Below are 15800 nucleotides of genomic sequence, written 5' to 3'. Positions count from 1 at the left end.
ATGCGAGGGTGGCGGAATTGGTAGACGCGCTAGCTTCAGGTGTTAGTGTCCTATGGACGTGGGGGTTCAAGTCCCCCCCTTCGCACCAAGCTTAACGGCTTGCGAACGTCTCAAATATCAGCATGGTGGCCCATGTAAAACAGCCGAACAATCAGGTATGCGAGGGTGGCGGAATTGGTAGACGCGCTAGCTTCAGGTGTTAGTGTCCTATGGACGTGGGGGTTCAAGTCCCCCCCTTCGCACCACGATTGTTGCTTCAGTAATTATTTCTTATATCTCCCCTGATTTTATTATCTTCTGAAACATCGCTCTGTTTCTCGCACCCTTGCTGTTAGTCGTTCAGGCGTAATCGCTCAGCATCATTCCCAGGGTCATTCCCAGCCCGGCCAGACCACCCACCGGCAGCCAGTACCAGTGCCTGCTCACCGACGGCATGGCCAGCACCAGCGCAAACAACGCAAAGCCCGCACTCAGCCACAGGGTGAGTGACGACGCCGGCACCCACCACACCATGGTTAACCACCCCAAAACCAGTAACACCACCATGACCACCTCCTTTATTTCAGGTGATAATAGTTATCAGTTGCGTTACTAGCAAGGGGTTATTTGGACAATGTGAACAGGGCCACGGTTTCCACATGCATGGTATGGGGGAACATGTCCACCGGAGTGGCCTCGGCCAGGGTAAAACCATGTTCCCTCAGCCAGGCCCCATCCCGGGCCAGGCTTTTGGGATTGCACGACACATACACCAGCCGCGCCGGACGCATTTGCGCCAGGGTGTTGAGTAACTGCTGATCACAGCCCTTGCGCGGCGGATCCACCACCACCACATCGGCGCCGGTTCCCTGTGCATAAAGCGCCGGCACCAGCTGCTCGGCGGCCCCGCAGTGAAAGCTGACATTATCGATGCCATTGCGCGCGGCATTGCGCTCGGCATCGGCCACCGCCTCGGGCACGATCTCGATGCCGTGCACATGTGCGGCATGGGGCGCCAGAAACAGGCTGATGGTGCCGATGCCGCTGTAGAGATCAAATACGGTTTCGCTGCCGGACAGCGCCGCCAGCCGCACCGCTTCCCGGTACAGGGTTTCGGTCTGGCGCGGATTGATCTGGTAAAACGACAACGCCGAAATATCGAAATCCAACTCGCCGAGACGATCGCTGATGGTCTCTTTGCCCCACAGGGTGCGCACCTGCTCGCTCAGTATGCGGTTGCCGGCGGCGTCGTTCAGGCACAGCTGAATGCTGGCCATGTGCGGAACCTGAGCAAGCTGCTCAACCAGCGTCGTCAGCGCCTTCGATGCCGGCTCTTCCGCCACCACCAGCACCACCATCAGCTCACCGCTGTGCACGCCGTCCCGCACCATCACATAACGCACACAGCCACTGTGATGGGCTTCATTAAAGGCCGGCACCGCCAGATCCCGCATCCACTGATGCACCAGGGCGGTAATCTCGGCGGTTACCGGTGCCTGCACCCGGCACTGATCCACTTCCACCAGCCGGTGACTGTGCTTGGCGTAAAAGCCGATGGTCGGACCGGGCTGCACCGCATATTGCGCCTTGTTGCGGTAATGAAAGGGCTCGCTCATGCCCAGGGTCTCCCCCACCGGGCAGTTCAGCCCCTGCTCCTGCAGCGCACCGAGCAGCAGCTCCCGCTTGAGCTCGCGCTGAGTGGCGTAGTCCATCACCCTGAGCTGGCAGCCTCCGCACTCGGTGTGCGGGCAAAAGTCGGCGCGCCGCCCCGGCGCCGGGGTCAGTACTCGCCTGATCTCGGCCTGGGCGTAACGGGGTTTGGCCAGGGTGACCCTTGCCTCCACCTCGTCGCCGGGCAGGGCACCGGCCACGTAAACGGGTCTGCCGTCATGGGTTGCAATGCCATCCCCCTTGTCGGTAAGGCTGTGAACGGAAAGGGTAAGCAACTGGCCGGTCTTGAACATGGTATGCACTCTGGTAACTACGAAAACCGGCCGACGCCGGACAGCGGGCAATTTTACCCGAGCCGCCGCTCGTGCAACAGCCCGCCGGTTACCAATACCGATTCACTCTGGCTTGGCCATCTGCACCCAGTGGGGAATGTCCCGCCGGGTCCAGCGGGCAAATTTCATCTTTTCGCCCAGATAGAAGTTGCGGTAGGCCTGTACCGCATCATTGGGCACCTTGTACTGATCCGGCATGGCCTGGGCAAATTCGGTCAGGCCAATGGCCGGATATTTCAATTGCTGTATTTGCGCCAGCACCGGCATCGACTTGTGATCCTGCTCTTTGCGGTAGCGATAGCGGTATTCGGCATTCAGCGCAAGAGTGAGCTGGCTCAGCCACTGAAAATTGTCGTACGATGCTTCAACCCAGAGCACGCTGGGGTGCTTCACATGGGTGGACTTATAGGGAGTCTCAAAGCCTTTCTTGTTGAGGGCCGTGCACAGGATTTGCACGCTCTCCAGTATCATCTTGACCACATGCTGATCGCAGTGATACCGAGCGCAGCGCTCTATGTCATTGTCCAGGATGAAAATATTCACAAGTATGGTCCCGCTTGAACACAAAACCATTGTGAGAGCGAAGGGCCGGTGGTGCAACGCTTGATAGCGCGAGGTGGTCAGCAAAAGCGGAAAAACGGGCACAAAAAAACCCGATGATATCGGGTTATTTGTTGGTAGCAGTGGCCGGACTCGAACCGGCACGCCCGAAGGCAAGTGATTTTGAATCACTCATGTCTACCAATTCCATCACACTGCCACCGGTAGACTCACCATGAGTGAGCGGTTGCATTATACCCGTCCCCCTTCGCCCCGCAACCGGATTGTGCACCGGCCGGTGTCGAGTGAGCATTATTTGTGCGCCACGCTTTGGCTTTTCCACGCCGCCGCTTTTGCTAGAATGCCCACCTTGATTCATCAAAGGAACATGACTGGTGGCTTCTTCTTATGCGGGTTTGCCCCGGGCGGGGGTGATGCGTCGCCTGGGTGCCTGGCTGTACGATTTTCTGGTAGTGGTGGCGCTGTTGATGGTGGCGGGGTTTATCTGTTTCGGGCTTACCGCCCTGGCGCTGCACCTGGGCTGGATTGGCCTGGGTGAGCACGAAGATACCGCCGCCCTGCTGAGCGCCAGCCGCGGCTATCAGCTGATTTTGCTGGGAGTGGTGCTGGGCTTTTACTGCTGGTTCTGGCGCACCAGCGGCCAGACCCTGGGCATGCGTGCATGGCGCCTCAGGGTGCAGAATACCGACGGCTCACGGTTGCGCCTGGGCCAGTGTCTGGTACGCGCCGTCACGGCGCTGCTGGGTCTGGGCAATTTCTGGGTGTGGCTGAATCCGGGTAGTAAACTGGCACTGCAGGACAAGCTCGCCCACTGTGAGACGGTGGTGCTCACCAAGGAGCAGAACAAGGAACTGCTGAGCCGCTGATGTTGTGAGGGGTGAAGGGTAAGGAGTGAGGAGCAAAAACACGCCTCTCCCCTGCCTCCTCCCCCCTCACTTTTAAGCCCGGCGGTTAAGCAGAAACAGCGCCACACCGATAAACAGCAGGCTGGGGCCCAGTGCGCCCAGCGCCGGCGGCACTTCATAGACCAGGCTGATGGGGCCAAACACCTCGTTGGCCACATAAAAGCCAAAGCCGAACAGAATGCCCATCAGCAGCCTGGCCCCCATGGTCACGCTGCGCAGGGCGCCGAACACAAAGGAAGAGGCCAGCAACATCATGGCCACCACCATCACCGGCTGCAACGCCTTGCGCCAGAATGCCAGCTCATAGAGGCTGCCGTCCTGACCGTTGTCTTCCAGGTAGTCCTGATATTCCCACAACCCTCGCATCGACAGCTCGTCGGGCTCTATCGCCACCACGCCCAGCTTGTCGGGGGTCAGGGTAGTTTGCCAGCGCCGGCTGGCCTGCTGCTCGGTGAGGACCGACTCACCGTGGTTGAAGATGGTGTCGGTCAGGTTAAGCAGGGTCCATTCACCGTTTTGATAGTCGGCGGTGGCGGCCTGGGTAATGCGCTGCAGGCGCAGGTCATCGTCGAAATAATACAGGGTAATGTTGCTCAGGGTACCATCGCGCCGGGCCTGGCCAATATTGATATAGGCCTCGCTGTCCCGGGCCCAGACACCGTTCACCGACAACACCACCTGGCCGTCGGAGCGTGCCTGGGTACGCAGGTCGTCCGCCGCCAGCTTGGTGGCCGGGGCCAGGTATTCACCGATAAGCATGATCACCAGCATCATAGGTACCGCGGTTTTCAGGGCACTGGTGACGATGTTGAAACGGGAATTGCCCGCCGCCTGCATCACCACCAGTTCGCTGGAACTGGCCAGCTGGCCCAAGCCGATCAGCCCGCCCAGCAGGGCGGCGATGGGAAAGAACAGCACAATTTCCTTGGGCATGGACAACAGCACATAGTAGAAGGCGGAAAGCAGGGTATAACTGCCCTCACCCACGCTGCGTAACTGCTCCACGTAACGAATAATGGCCGACAGGCCCACTAGCAAAAACTCACACAACAGCATGGCCATCAACACGGTGCGGCCAATGTAACGATCGAGAATATTGAACATCAGGCAGCCTTGCTCCGTGTGAGTTTTTCCCGCGTGCGGTTCCACCAGGCGGTTTCCGCCAGATTAAGGGGAACCGCCACCAGCAGCAGAAACGCCAGCGGTACCGTATACAGGCCGGGCGTCGGCGGCAGACTGCCCCCCTCCATCGCCGAACGAGACGCACTTTGCAGCAGAAAGTAAGCCAGATACAGCAGAATGGCCGGCAGCAGCTTGGCATAGCGCCCTTGGCGGGGATTAACCACCGCCAGCGGCACCACCACCAGGGTCAGTACCAGCATCGATAGCGGCAGCGCCAGCCGCCATTGCAGCTCGGCGCGCTGAGGCAACTCTTCCATGCCCAGCAAGGCAAGGCTGGGCTGGGCCTCAATCCGGCTTTGCACCGCTTCCACCTCGGAAGGCCGAATATAGGCGCTGTATTCATCAAACTCGGCCACGTCGAACTCCCGGTTGCCAGGGGTACCGCTATAGCGATAGCCCTGTTCCAGGGTCAGCCACTGGCCGTCATCCCGCTCGTGCAGGCGGCCGCCGTCGGCCACCACTATGGCCGGGGCGCGCTGGGCCTGACCCTGCTGCACCACAAACAGCCGGTTAAGCCGGTTGCCTTCCTCACCTTCTTCCAGCTCTTCCACATATCCCACGATACGGCCGCCATCCAGGCTCATGAAGCGGGCCTCGCGCAACACCGCAAAACCCGGATCGGCCTTGACCTCTTCCCGCAGCTGATAGACCTGAGTCTTGGCCCAGGGGTTGAGCCAGAGCGAATTGAACAGCGCCACCGCCGTCCACAGCAGGGCCAGTACCAGGGTAGCGCGCATGATGCTGCGAGGGCCCATGCCCACCGCCTTCATCACCGTCATCTCGCTTTCGGCGTAAAGCCGGCCATGGGCGAACAGAATGCCGATAAACAGGCTGACCGGCAGCATCAGGGTGGCCATCTCCGGCAGGTTAAGCAGCAGCAGCCTGCCCACCAGCGCGCCGGGAATCTCACCGCTGGCAGCCTTGCCCAACACGTCGATAAAATTCTGGCTGATAAAGATGAGCAAGAGCACAAACAGCACGGCCAGCTGAGTCTTCAGGGTTTCCCGAAACAAATAGCGGAATGCAATCACCGTTAATCCCAGTGTAAACTTGTCTTTTTTAATGGAAACGCTTAACAATAAGCGTAAAATCACGATTTTCGCATATTAACTGTGCGAAATCCGGCGCCTTCAGCGATGCCCGTCATTATCGTTCATTCGGCGCCCATTGTCTTCAGGCTCAGGAGAATCCATGGAGTTCAGTGTAAAAAGCGGTAGTCCCGAGAAACAGCGCAGTGCCTGCATAGTAGTGGGCGTATTTGAACCGCGCCGGCTGTCGCCGGTGGCCGAGCAGCTCGACAAGGTCAGCGACGGCTACCTCAGCTCGCTGCTGCGCCGCGGCGATCTGGAAGGCAAGGCCGGCCAGACCCTGCTGCTGCATCAGGTACCCGGCGTACTGGGCGAACGGGTGCTGCTGGTGGGATGCGGCAAGGAGCGTGAGCTCGACGAACGCCAGTATAAGCAGATCATTCGCAAGACCATCAGCACCCTGAACGAGACCGGCTCCATGGAAGCGGTGTGCTTTCTGACCGAGCTGCACGTCAAAGGCCGCGACACCTACTGGAAGGTGCGCCAGGCGGTGGAAACCACTCTCGCCAGCCTGTACAGCTTTGATCAGTTCAAGACCAACAAAGCCGAACCACGCCGCCCGCTGCGCAAGCTGGTGTTCAACGTGCCCACGCGACGAGAGCTGACCATAGGCGAACGTGCCATTGCCCACGGCCAGGCCGTGGCCAGGGGCGTGCGCGTATGCCGCGACGTGGCCAACATGCCGCCCAATGTGTGCAACCCGGCTTACCTGGCCTCTCAGGCGCGCCAGCTGGCCGACGCCTGGGACAATATCAGCACCCGGGTGATCGGTGAGGAAGAAATGGCCGAACTGGGCATGAATGCCTACCTGGCGGTGGCCCGGGGCTCCCATAACGAAGCCATGATGTCGGTGATCGAATACAAGGGGCACCCTGACCCCAGCGCCCGCCCCATCGCCCTGGTGGGCAAGGGGCTTACCTTTGACGCCGGCGGCATTTCACTCAAGCCGGCCGAAGGCATGGACGAAATGAAATACGACATGGGCGGCGCCGCCTCGGTGCTGGGCACCATGCACGCCCTGGCCGAACTGCAGCTACCGGTGAACGTGGTGGCGATACTGGCCGGCTGTGAAAACATGCCCGACGGCAACGCCTATCGCCCCGGCGACATTCTCACCACCATGTCCGGCCAGACCGTGGAAGTGCTCAACACCGACGCCGAAGGCCGGCTGGTGCTGTGCGACGCCCTCACCTTTGTGGAACGTTTTGAGCCGGAAGCGGTGATCGACGTGGCCACCCTCACCGGGGCCTGCATCATCGCTCTTGGGCACCATACCTCAGGACTGCTGGCCAACCACAACCCCCTGGCCCACGAGCTGCTCAATGCCTCCGATCAAGCCGGTGACAGGGCCTGGCGCCTGCCCATGAGCGATGAATACCAGGAGCAGCTGGAAAGCCCCTTTGCCGACATGGCCAACATCGGCGGCCGGCCGGCGGGCACCATTACCGCCGCCTGCTTCCTGAGCCGGTTCACCAAGAAATACAACTGGGCCCACCTGGATGTAGCCGGCACCGCCTGGCAAAGCGGAAAGCAAAAGGGCGCCACTGGCCGTCCGGTGCCTCTGCTGACCCAGTTTCTGCTGAACCGCGCCGGCGCCCTGAACGTCGAAGAATAAAATGAGCACCGGCTGTTTTCACCTGTTGCCTAACGACGCCGCCGGCCTGCTGGAGCAGTGGGTGTGCCAGTTGGCTACCGACTGCTACCGCCAGGGCCTGGGAGTGTTTATTCACACCACCGATCAGGCCCAGGCCGAAGCCATTGACGAGCGCCTGTGGCAACAGGAAGCCGACAGCTTTGTGGCTCACAACCTGCAGGGCGAAGGCCCGCGCCAGGGCGCACCCGTGGTGATTGGCTGGCAACCGCCCCAGGGCGGCCGTGCCGTGCTGATCAACCTGGCGCCCGAGGCCCCCGCCTTTGCCCGCCGCTTTGGTCAGCTGCACGACTTTGTGCCGGCCTCCGACCCCGGAAAACAGCAGGCTCGGGAGCGCTTCAAGGCCTACCGTCAGGCCGGCTTTGAGCTGACCACCAAGCCGGTACCACTTCCAACTCAAGATGTATAACACCATGGAAAAGACTTTTAATCCCAACGCCATCGAGCAGGCCCTGTACCAGCAATGGGAAAACAAGGGCTACTTCAAGCCCCACGGCGACACCAGCAAAGATGCCTACAGCATCATGATTCCGCCCCCCAACGTCACCGGCAGCCTGCACATGGGGCACGCCTTTCAGGACTCCATCATGGACACCCTGATCCGTTACCAGCGCATGCAGGGCAAAAACACCCTGTGGCAGGTGGGCACCGACCACGCCGGCATCGCCACCCAGATGGTGGTGGAGCGCAAGATTGCCGCCGAGGAAGGCAAGACCCGCCACGACTATGGCCGTGACGCCTTTATCGACAAGATCTGGGACTGGAAAAAGGAATCCGGCGGCACCATCACCCAGCAGCTGCGTCGCCTGGGCGCCTCGGTGGACTGGGACCGTGAGCGCTTTACCATGGATGACGGCCTGTCCAACGCGGTCAAGGAAGTATTCGTGCGTCTGTATGAAGACGACCTCATCTACCGTGGCAAGCGCCTGGTGAACTGGGATCCCAAGCTGCACACCGCCATCTCCGATCTGGAAGTAGAAAACAAGGACAAGAAGGGCCACATGTGGCACTTCCGCTATCCCCTCGCCGACGGCGTCAAGACCGCCGATGGCAAGGACTACCTGGTGGTGGCCACCACCCGCCCGGAAACCATGCTGGGCGACACCGCGGTGGCGGTGAATCCGGAAGATCCCCGCTACCAGGATCTGATCGGCAAGGACATTATCCTGCCCATCGTCAACCGCCGCATTCCCATCGTGGGCGACGATCACGCCGACATGGAAAAGGGCACCGGCTGCGTGAAGATCACCCCGGCCCACGACTTCAACGACTATGAGGTGGGCAAGCGTCATCAGTTGCCGATGATCAACGTGCTCACCTTTGACGCCGCCATTCGCAACGAAGCCGAGGTGTTTACCACCACCGGCGAGCCGAGCGACGTCTACAGCCCCGAGCTACCCGCCGCCTATCAGGGTCTGGACCGCTTTGAAGCCCGCACCGCCGTGGTGGCCGAGCTGGAAACCCTTGGGCTGCTCGACAGCATCAAGGATCACGATCTCACCGTGCCCTACGGTGACCGTGGCGGCGTGGTGATCGAGCCCATGCTCACCGACCAGTGGTACGTGCGGGCCGCGCCCCTGGCCAAGGTAGCCACCGAGGCGGTAGAGAACGGTGACATTCAGTTCGTACCTAAGCAGTACGAAAACATGTATTTCTCCTGGATGCGCGATATTCAGGACTGGTGCATCTCCCGCCAGCTGTGGTGGGGACACCGTATTCCCGCCTGGTACGACGAGTCCGGCAAGGTCTATGTGGGCCGGGACGAGGCCGAAGTGCGCGCCACCCACAACCTGGGTGATGGTGTGGTGCTGAGCCAGGACGACGACGTGCTCGACACCTGGTTCAGCTCGGCGCTGTGGACCTTTTCTACCCTGGGCTGGCCGGACAAGACCCCGGAGCTGGCCACCTTCCATCCGTCCAGCGTGCTGGTCACCGGCTTTGACATCATCTTCTTCTGGGTGGCGCGCATGATCATGATGACCATGCACTTCATCAAGGACGAAAACGGCAAGCCCCAGGTGCCGTTCAAGACCGTTTACGTCACCGGCCTGATTCGCGACGAGAACGGCGACAAGATGTCCAAGTCCAAGGGCAACGTGCTCGATCCCCTCGACATGATCGACGGCATCGACCTGGAGTCCCTCGTCACCAAGCGCACCGGTAACATGATGCAGCCCCAGCTGGCCGCCAAGATTGAAAAGCGTACCCGCAAGGAATTTGCCGACGGCATCGAGGCCCACGGCACCGACGCCCTGCGCTTTACCCTGTGCGCCATGGCGTCCACCGGCCGCGACATCAACTGGGACATGAAGCGCCTGGACGGTTACCGCAACTTCTGCAACAAGCTGTGGAACGCGTCACGCTACGTGCTGATGAACACCGAAGAGCAGGACTGCGGCCAGAACGGCGGCGAACTGCAATACTCCCTGGCGGATCGCTGGATTCGCGCCCAGCTGCAGGCCACCATCGCCGACGTGCGCAGCGCCCTCGACGGCTACCGCTTTGACCGTGCCGCCAGCGCCCTGTACGAGTTTATCTGGAACCAGTTCTGCGACTGGTATCTGGAGCTCACCAAGCCGGTGCTGTGGCACGGCTCAGAGGCCGAGCAGCGCGCCACCCGCAAGACCCTGATCGAGGTGCTGGAAACCCTGCTGCGTCTGGCCCATCCGATCATGCCCTACATCACCGAGGAAATCTGGCAGCGGGTGGCCCCCCTGGCCGGTCGCGGTGGCGACAGCATCATGCTGGCCGCCTACCCGGAGGTGAATGCCGCCGAGCAGGACGAGCAGGCCATGGCCGATCTGGAGTGGGTGAAGCGTTTTATCGTGTCCATTCGCAACCTGCGCGCCGAGATGAACATTCCCCCGGGCCAGTCCCTGAGCGTGCTGCTGCGCCCCGCCGGGGATGACGCCCGCCGTGCCACCGACAACGATGCCTTCCTCAAGGCCATGGCCAAGCTGGAGTCCATCACCCTGCTGGCCGCCGACGAGGAAGCGCCGGTGTCCACCAAGCAGTTGATCGGCGACACCGAGCTGCTGCTGCCCATGGCCGGCCTGATCGACAAGGACGCCGAGCTGGCGCGCCTGCAAAAGGAGCTGGGCAAGGTACAGGGCGAGATCAAGCGTCTGGAAGGCAAGCTCAACAACCAGGGCTTTGTGGCCAAGGCCCCCGCCGACGTGGTGGCCAAGGAGCAGGAAAAACTGGCCGACTACCAGGCCACCCTGGCCAAGCTGCAACAGCAGCAGGAACAGATCGCCAGCCTGTGATCATGGCAACCATGCCCTAATGTAAAAGCCCCGGCCGTGGCCGGGGCTTTTTTTATGAGGTTTTTCCGCCCGGGATCAGGACAACACCGCCACCGTCTGTTGCACCGCCAACGCGCCCTGGTGGATCTCATGCATAAAGCTTTCCACCTCCTGGGCCTGCTGCTTGCCCTGCTCTGCCACCCCACTGACCTCCAGGATGGCCTCGGACACCTGGGCGGTCAGCTCCCGGTTTTGTTGCACCACCTGGGCGATTTCCGCCGTGGCCCGGCTGGTGCGGCCCGCCAACTGGCGTACCTCGTCGGCCACCACCGCAAAGCCCCGCCCCTGCTCGCCGGCCCGGGCCGCCTCTATGGCCGCATTCAACGCCAACAGGTTGGTCTGATCCGCCACGCTGCTGATAGTGGCCACTATGTCCTCGATATTGCGCGCCTGTTCATTGAGCCGGCTGATGATCCCCATGGCCTGCTCCAGATCCTGGGACACGCGGGTGGAGAGGTGCACCGAGGTCTGCAGGGTATTACTGCCCTGCTCCACTATGTTGGAGGTCTTCACCGCAATCTCGCAGGCCTGCTCCGAAGCCTGTTGATTGCGGCGGGACTGCAGTACTCGCCGAGTGATGTCGCTGGCGAACTTGACCACCCGTTCGACCCGCCCCTGCTCATCCAGAATGGGGTTGTAGGTGGCCTCCAGCCAGATCTCCTCACCGCTGGCGTTGACCCGCTTAAAGCGACCCGACTTGTGCTCACAGGCCGCCAGCTCCTGCCAGAAATGAGGGTGATCCCGGTAGAAGTCCTCATCGCAAAACAGACGATGATGCTGACCCACCACCTGCTCGAGATGATAGCCCATCAACGACAGAAAGTTGTCGTTGGCGCTGAGGACGGTGCCATCCACCTTGAACTCGATCACCGCCATGGATCTGTCCAGCGCCGTCAGTACCGCCTGCTGCCGAATCAACTGATGCTGCTTTTCGGTAATGTCACTGGCGATCTTCAGAATTTTCAGCACCCGCCCCGTTTCATCCTGTACCGGAAAGTAGGTTGCCTGAAGCCAGATTTTACGGCCATCATGGGTTATCCGCGGGAACGTGCCCTGCTGGTGTTCTCCTGCCCGCAGGCGCTGCCAGAACGTCTGATATTCCGGTGATGCGACCAGCCCAGGTTCACAGAACATCTGATGATGTTTGCCTTTCACCTGCTCCAGGGTATAGCCCACAACCTTCAAAAAATCCTCATTGACATTAAGCACCTCGCCATCTGGCGTGAACTCAATGACGGCCACATGAGCCCGAATGGCCCGCAGTAAAGCGCTAAAATGCTGATTTTGCTCTTTGTACTGCAGCAGTTCCTGCTTTAGCTTTCCATTGCTGAACATGGGCACTTTCCCCCGAGACCAATATATCGATATATCGAAAGGTGGCATCTTGCAGACTCATATCAATCCTTTTGTTTCCGAGTTTACAGGATAGAACAAAACCCGATAGCCCATCCTCCATAACGTTTCATTTGACGCACGTCCTCGGCCGCTGGAACTTTATTCCGCTGGCACTTTATTCCGCTGGCACTTACCCTGATAACTTGAGACGGGAGTAAGTACCATGGGTTATCTGAAGTATGGCTGGTGTTGGCTACTGTTGACCGTCAGTATGCCGGGGCTGCCCAACAACATGAAACAGGCCCTGCTGGACGCCCACAACAGAGCCCGGGCCGAGGTGGGTGCTGGTTCGCTGGCATGGTCGGCCCGGGCCGAACAACAGGCAACGGGTTGGGCACAAGTGCTGAGCCGGCGCTGCGATATTGAGCACAGCCGGGGTTCGGGCTTTGGCGAAAACCTGTTTATGGGCACGCTGGGGTTTTACGATGAGCTGGACGGGGTGCAAAGCTGGAAGGATGAACAGCGCCATTATTCCGGACAGCCCCTGAGCCGCGAGCTGGTGCCGCTGGTGGGCCACTACACCCAGATGGTCTGGCCCGATACTCGAGAGCTGGGTTGTGCCACCGCCACCTGCAACAACATGATGATACTGGTATGCAATTACTATCCGCCAGGCAACTACCTGGGGGAAAGCGCCTGGTAAATGGGGCCGACTGGCCCCTTTACTTCGGATTAATCATCGTCGTCGGTATCCACTTGGTTACCGATCACTCCGCCCACCACGGCCCCGCCCAGGGTTCCCATGGTGCTGCCGCCGGTCAGTACCGAGCCGCCCACGGCGCCGGCACCGGCGCCAATGGCGGTATTGCGATCCCGCTGGGACATATTGCTGCAGCCCGCCAGCCCCAGCAACAGCACGGTCGCCAGTGTGGCCGCCTTCATTTTGCCATCGATCATCATGGTGCTTTACCTCTGTAGGTTAGGGTCACTGTCCTCACTTTCAGTGTAAGCGCTGAACGCTCCCCTTTCATGGTGACACTCCGGCCGTATGCTGAAGGTTGTCGCAGCAGTCAGAGGGCCAGCCACAACAACCGCACCACAACCACGTTGGCCATGCTGACCAGCAGCAGAAAACCGACATAGGTCATCACCAGATAACGAAAATAGTTATGCCGGCTGTGCCGTACCAGGCCCAGCTCCTCCTGGTGGGCCCGGTGAGCCTGGGCGATCTTGGCAAACAGCGTCAGCTCAAAGTGCATCAGCGCCAGGCTGATCAGGCTCAGCACGGTGCCGAGCAATGGCGCTATCAGTATCCAGCCCTTGAGCACCTGGGTGATTTCGGGCTTGAGGTAAGGCACGGCGCCCAGCAACACCACGGCCACGGTAATGCGAAACAGCTTTTGCCAGATGTGGTCGTGGCGGTACTTGTACTCGTCCCACAACTGCATGTGGGGATCCGGCGGTGGATACATGGCGGCGCTCCCGGCAACGATTTGCGCCACTATAGCATGGCCTTGAGTCCCATCTCTTCATTGCCGGGGCGTCCCTGATCGCCCTGGGTGAAGTCACAGACCCCGTCGGGAAAGACCGTCTGCAACATGGTCAGGTGCGGGCGCATGTCGAGACCGCCATACAAACCCCGCTCCACGGCGGCGCTAACCGGGATCAGGGCACACTGGAACACCTCGCCGGTGAGCGGGGCACCGGCCACGTTGCGGGGCGAACGATAGGCCGGGTAACGCTGCAGACAGGCGCCCATGTCGGCATCACCGCGCCAGGGGCCATTCCATACGCCATCGCCCGCGGCGATCAGCTCACCGGTGTCGGTCCAGCAGGCATCCTGGGCACTGGCGGGGCGCTGGCCGCTGGTAAGCCATTCATCCAGCACCTCAAAGGCCCGATCGCTGGGGTTGTAGGGTTTGCCGCTTTGCCATATCACCATGTTGTCGACATTGCCCCTGGCCGCCTTCATGCGCAGCCACACCGACTGGCTGGCGTAGGAGTGATGCATGTCGAGCTCGGGATCCAGGTAATGGCGCAGATCGATCACCGGAATGTTGATATTGCCCAGGAACACGTGGCCGGAGCGGTAGGCGGCGGCAATGGCGTCGTGATTGCCCCGGCTGCGCGGAGCGGTTTTCACCAGATCGGCCCGGTTGCGCTCAAACACCCACAGCGGCACCGGGCTGCCGGGGGTTTTCTGCATGTTGTGATCGCTCCAGATGGACACCCCGGACAGGCTGTCGTCGCCGGTCAGCACCCACAGCCTTTCCTGAACCATCTGCACCGGCGGTTTCCAGCTGCCGATATTGGCATTGAGGTGAAAGAATTCGGCAAACGAGATGTCCCCCTGTTTCAGGGCCTCCAGGCCATACTGCACCCCGGTGTTGTCGTGGGTTCGGTTGGCATAGCCGTTTTCATCCACCCCGTATACATGGCCCAGATCGTGCCAGTGGCTGAAGCGCTCCCTGGCCACCACCGCCGGCGCATAGTAATGGGTCCGATGGGAGTAATGAGGGTTGTTGGTCAACGGCGCCAGCCCGCGCCAACTTTTGGAGCACTCGGTCGCCCCCGGTGGCAGCCCGGGCAGGCGCAGTCCCAGCCCGGCCATGCGCGCCCAGCGGTAATACTTCTTGAACTCGTGTTCCACCTCGCTGCTGGCCGCCACGCCCATCACCAGGCCACGGTTTTCCTGCACCCGCCAGCGCTTGTTCTCCCGGGCGGTTACGTCGAAGTAATACTCAAACAGTTCGCAGTCCAGCGCCCAGATGCTCTGGGTGATCATGTCCGGGTAGCTGTACTGGGGAATGAGGGCGTCGAGCAGGCCGGGCTTGTTCTGGGCAAACAGGTATTGCTGCACGGCGCCACCGGAGCCGCCAATGCCCACGGTGTAATCGGGCCGGCCATAACGGGCCACAAACTGCGCCTTGACCATTTCGGCGGTATTGGCCGCCAGCCACATGTTGTAGTGGTTACTGGTGACGTTGCCACTGGAGCCGGCCATGGCATAACCCTGGGCCAGCTGGGTGATCAGCCGGCTGCCCACCCGACCCAGGCTCATCTTGCCCTGGCGCTTGCCGATGCCGACCCCGCCCTTGAAGTGGAAAATAAGCTTGTTGTTCCAGTAGGGGCTGTGGGTGTCGGTCACCGGCGCGCTGGGGTCCGCCAGCATGGCGAGCACATACACAAAGCGGTTGATGGTGCCCTGCTCTACCCTGAGCACAAAGGGAATGCGCTCGCCATTGTGCTCTATCCAGTCCATGTTCTCCGGGTAATCACCTTCGGGCAATAACCGGAAATCATTCTTGTCCTTAACCCGGTAGTAGTAGTCGAGACGGGTATTAAGCAAACAGTCTTTGCTGTGGCCCAGCAGCTTTTGCTTGTTCTTGACGCCGTTTTCCTCGGCGTACACCGGCGTGCCGATGCCCTCCTGATTATCTACCAGCGGCTGGCCCAGGCCCGATTCTTCGGTATTGCAGGAAAACGGATATTGCAGCGGGCCGAGGGAAGTATCGATGGGGCCGGTTTCACCGGGCTGCACCGGAAAGTCAAAGGCGGCAAGATCGAGCTGCACCAGTGAGGCATGGGGGCCGGCATAAGGCGGCCGCGGGTGAGCGGGATCATAGCCCGGGGGCAGCGCTTCAACGACCACCTCGGGCGGATCCGGCAACAGGTGCCGGCCCAGACGGGCCTGAAGCTCGCTGCAGCCGGAAAGGAAAATCAGAACAGGCAGGAATAACAACAGGGGGGGGCGACTACGGAACATGGTACTCTCCTTGATCCATGCATAT

Annotated in this window: 14 protein-coding genes and 3 tRNA genes; 7 read left to right on the top strand and 10 right to left on the bottom strand. The window is 60.7% G+C overall.

The annotated features are described in order from the left end of the window. The first annotated feature begins 2 nt into the window (after positions 1–2). Together OJHNALOF_RS11365 and OJHNALOF_RS11360 are read left to right on the top strand one after the other, a co-directional pair. Positions 3–88: transfer RNA gene (locus OJHNALOF_RS11365), tRNA-Leu, on the top strand. Positions 89–159: 71 nt separating this feature from the next. Beyond that, positions 160–245: transfer RNA gene (locus OJHNALOF_RS11360), tRNA-Leu, on the top strand. 94 nt (positions 246–339) lie between these two features. Here OJHNALOF_RS11360 and OJHNALOF_RS11355 read toward each other — a convergent pair. The 4 genes from OJHNALOF_RS11355 to OJHNALOF_RS11340 all read right to left on the bottom strand — a co-directional run bounded on the left by OJHNALOF_RS11355 (position 340) and on the right by OJHNALOF_RS11340 (position 2742). Then, complete coding sequence (locus OJHNALOF_RS11355) at positions 340–546, bottom strand: hypothetical protein (protein ID WP_094201384.1); 207 nt, start codon at positions 544–546, stop codon at positions 340–342. A gap of 56 nt (positions 547–602) precedes the next feature. Beyond that, on the bottom strand, positions 603–1943 hold the full coding sequence (gene rlmD, locus OJHNALOF_RS11350; protein WP_165662088.1) for a 23S rRNA (uracil(1939)-C(5))-methyltransferase RlmD: 1341 nt from the start codon (positions 1941–1943) through the stop codon (positions 603–605). A 102-nt stretch (positions 1944–2045) separates the two neighbouring features. Beyond that, positions 2046–2525 carry a pyrimidine dimer DNA glycosylase/endonuclease V gene (locus OJHNALOF_RS11345; protein ID WP_165662087.1) on the bottom strand — a complete coding sequence of 160 codons (480 nt, stop codon included), beginning with the start codon at positions 2523–2525 and terminating at the stop codon, positions 2046–2048. Between the two features lie 132 nt (positions 2526–2657). Further along, positions 2658–2742 (bottom strand) — tRNA-Leu (locus tag OJHNALOF_RS11340). A 175-nt stretch (positions 2743–2917) separates the two neighbouring features. On the opposite strand from OJHNALOF_RS11340, the gene OJHNALOF_RS11335 reads away from it, so the two are divergent. Continuing rightward, positions 2918–3409: an RDD family protein gene (locus OJHNALOF_RS11335; RefSeq protein WP_094201387.1), complete on the top strand. Its 492-nt coding sequence runs from the start codon at positions 2918–2920 to the stop codon at positions 3407–3409. A 72-nt stretch (positions 3410–3481) separates the two neighbouring features. Here OJHNALOF_RS11335 and lptG read toward each other — a convergent pair whose 3' ends face one another. Then, entirely contained in the window at positions 3482–4552 is a 1071-nt protein-coding gene (lptG, locus tag OJHNALOF_RS11330) for an LPS export ABC transporter permease LptG (RefSeq protein ID WP_165662086.1), read from the bottom strand. Then, a complete protein-coding gene (gene lptF / locus OJHNALOF_RS11325) occupies positions 4552–5661 on the bottom strand; it encodes an LPS export ABC transporter permease LptF (protein ID WP_370462318.1) in 1110 nt (369 codons plus the stop codon). Before lptF ends, lptG begins: the two co-directional genes overlap by 1 nt. 160 nt (positions 5662–5821) lie before the next feature. Here lptF and pepA point away from each other — a divergent pair, with 160 nt between their 5' ends. Genes pepA through OJHNALOF_RS11310 form a run of 3 tightly spaced genes read left to right on the top strand, consistent with a single transcriptional unit; the run spans position 5822 to position 10635 of the window. Next, positions 5822–7333, top strand: a complete 1512-nt coding sequence (pepA, locus tag OJHNALOF_RS11320) for a leucyl aminopeptidase (protein ID WP_094201389.1) — start codon at positions 5822–5824, stop codon at positions 7331–7333. A 1-nt stretch (position 7334) separates the two neighbouring features. Then, positions 7335–7778 (top strand): DNA polymerase III subunit chi, encoded by a 444-nt coding sequence (locus tag OJHNALOF_RS11315; protein ID WP_165662085.1) that lies wholly within the window; start codon positions 7335–7337, stop codon positions 7776–7778. A 4-nt stretch (positions 7779–7782) separates the two neighbouring features. After that, positions 7783–10635: a valine--tRNA ligase gene (locus OJHNALOF_RS11310; RefSeq protein ID WP_165662084.1), complete on the top strand. Its 2853-nt coding sequence runs from the start codon at positions 7783–7785 to the stop codon at positions 10633–10635. Positions 10636–10710: 75 nt separating this feature from the next. On the opposite strand, the gene OJHNALOF_RS11305 is transcribed toward OJHNALOF_RS11310, so the two are convergent. Continuing rightward, entirely contained in the window at positions 10711–12009 is a 1299-nt protein-coding gene (locus OJHNALOF_RS11305) for a PAS domain-containing methyl-accepting chemotaxis protein (RefSeq protein ID WP_094201392.1), read from the bottom strand. 223 nt (positions 12010–12232) lie between these two features. On the opposite strand from OJHNALOF_RS11305, the gene OJHNALOF_RS11300 reads away from it, so the two are divergent. Continuing rightward, positions 12233–12712, top strand: coding sequence for a CAP domain-containing protein (locus tag OJHNALOF_RS11300; RefSeq protein ID WP_240919720.1), 480 nt, complete (start codon positions 12233–12235; stop codon positions 12710–12712). Between the two features lie 29 nt (positions 12713–12741). On the opposite strand, the gene osmB is transcribed toward OJHNALOF_RS11300, so the two are convergent. From osmB to OJHNALOF_RS11285, 3 genes are all read right to left on the bottom strand, one after another. After that, positions 12742–12969 carry an osmotically-inducible lipoprotein OsmB gene (gene osmB, locus OJHNALOF_RS11295; protein WP_094201393.1) on the bottom strand — a complete coding sequence of 76 codons (228 nt, stop codon included), beginning with the start codon at positions 12967–12969 and terminating at the stop codon, positions 12742–12744. A 110-nt stretch (positions 12970–13079) separates the two neighbouring features. Continuing rightward, positions 13080–13481, bottom strand: coding sequence for a hypothetical protein (locus OJHNALOF_RS11290; protein ID WP_094201394.1), 402 nt, complete (start codon positions 13479–13481; stop codon positions 13080–13082). Between the two features lie 29 nt (positions 13482–13510). Further along, the gene (locus OJHNALOF_RS11285; protein WP_165662083.1) at positions 13511–15775 is read right to left on the bottom strand and encodes a DUF6351 family protein; all 2265 of its coding nucleotides are present in this window, start codon (positions 15773–15775) and stop codon (positions 13511–13513) included. Between the last annotated feature and the right edge of the window lie 25 nt (positions 15776–15800).

The sequence above is a fragment of the Oceanimonas sp. MB9 genome, assembly GCF_011319775.1.
In the GTDB taxonomy this organism is placed as follows: domain Bacteria; phylum Pseudomonadota; class Gammaproteobacteria; order Enterobacterales; family Aeromonadaceae; genus Oceanimonas; species Oceanimonas doudoroffii.
This window is presented reverse-complemented; position numbering and strand designations above follow the sequence as displayed.

Bases quoted from the DNA above. Each gene is read 5' to 3' on its own strand.
- OJHNALOF_RS11355 (WP_094201384.1), bottom strand. From the start codon at position 546: ATGGTGGTGTTACTGGTTTTGGGGTGGTTAACCATGGTGTGGTGGGTG.
- rlmD (WP_165662088.1), bottom strand. From the start codon at position 1,943: ATGTTCAAGACCGGCCAGTTGCTTACCCTTTCCGTTCACAGCCTTACC.
- lptG (WP_165662086.1), bottom strand. From the start codon at position 4,552: ATGTTCAATATTCTCGATCGTTACATTGGCCGCACCGTGTTGATGGCC.
- pepA (WP_094201389.1), top strand. From the start codon at position 5,822: ATGGAGTTCAGTGTAAAAAGCGGTAGTCCCGAGAAACAGCGCAGTGCC.
- OJHNALOF_RS11315 (WP_165662085.1), top strand. From the start codon at position 7,335: ATGAGCACCGGCTGTTTTCACCTGTTGCCTAACGACGCCGCCGGCCTG.
- OJHNALOF_RS11310 (WP_165662084.1), top strand. From the start codon at position 7,783: ATGGAAAAGACTTTTAATCCCAACGCCATCGAGCAGGCCCTGTACCAG.
- OJHNALOF_RS11305 (WP_094201392.1), bottom strand. From the start codon at position 12,009: ATGTTCAGCAATGGAAAGCTAAAGCAGGAACTGCTGCAGTACAAAGAG.
- OJHNALOF_RS11300 (WP_240919720.1), top strand. From the start codon at position 12,233: ATGGGTTATCTGAAGTATGGCTGGTGTTGGCTACTGTTGACCGTCAGT.
- osmB (WP_094201393.1), bottom strand. From the start codon at position 12,969: ATGATGATCGATGGCAAAATGAAGGCGGCCACACTGGCGACCGTGCTG.
- OJHNALOF_RS11290 (WP_094201394.1), bottom strand. From the start codon at position 13,481: ATGTATCCACCGCCGGATCCCCACATGCAGTTGTGGGACGAGTACAAG.
- OJHNALOF_RS11285 (WP_165662083.1), bottom strand. From the start codon at position 15,775: ATGTTCCGTAGTCGCCCCCCCCTGTTGTTATTCCTGCCTGTTCTGATT.